The following is a 989-nucleotide window of genomic DNA, read 5'->3' on the forward strand; positions in this document are numbered from 1 at the left end:
CATAAACCCTTAGCTCCGTCTCATCCATCTATGGAACCTGCACACGTCCCCGAACACTCTGTAGCACGTGATTTGCTCCATTATATTCACGCGGAATCGACCTCTTTTTGGGCGGGTTAGGGGTTTGTACAGGGCCGGAGGTGGATGCGGCACGCGGTTTAATGAGGTGTTTTACACCAGACCCCTCAAAACGCGATTTTTTAGCATTTCTAAGTGTCTTTTCGTGATCAGCACGCGCCTGATCAGGATTCCTCACCAATTCCGTAGAATCCGGGCCCCATTCAAGTTCTTCATCGGCGTCTGCGTCGGCATCGAGCCCATCATCGGCGTCTGCATCTACTATTTCGAAGTCCCCGTCCGCGTCTTCTTCGTCGGACCCGCGCACGCGCACATGGTTGTATCCGCGCTCCGCGATCTCCGCGTTGTAGTTGAGGGCCCACATGTGGGACGAGGGTCCTAGGGGAATTGAGTGCAGGACGGGCTTGATACCTAGTCCGTGGAGGACTCGAAGATGCGGGACTTGCTGGATAAGTGAGGACAAGGAAATCGGGGTTGGGGGCGTGTGGACGACTGCGATCAGCGGTCTGTACGTTAGCGTGAGTGAGGCCAGTGGATAGGAGCCGGGGGCTTGCGGATCGAGAACGAGTACGAGATTTGTTGACATGGTGTGAATTGTTGTGTAGGATGCGCCAGTGGACCGAGGACCGAACGAAGTGAGGGACGCGGAACGGCGCTTTTGTGATTGGACAATCTTAAATTACGTGGTGTGGGATGGGTGATGAGGGAGGTGTGTGAGATGGGTAAAAATCGCAGCTATGCTGCTGGGTGGAATATGGAGCTGCCGCCGCGTCAGTCCGAGAATCCGGAATCGTGTGATTATCGGTGGTCTATTCCGGTGCTTGTGACCGTCCAATACGGTGATATGTGCTGGGTACCGCATAAGGCGTGGGCCTACCGTTATGAAGTGGGCGACTCTGGCTGGGTCGAGG

At 55.3% G+C, this 989-nt stretch carries 1 protein-coding gene; it reads left to right on the forward strand.

All coding sequences use genetic code 11. The annotated features are described in order from the left end of the window. Positions 1–796: 796 nt before the first annotated feature. Positions 797–989 (forward strand): hypothetical protein (locus AC1RP1_RS07580; RefSeq protein WP_481762655.1); only part of this gene is annotated, 193 nt, incomplete at its 3' end.

This window comes from Dellaglioa sp. CoH-56-MRSF-13, from assembly GCF_056782095.1.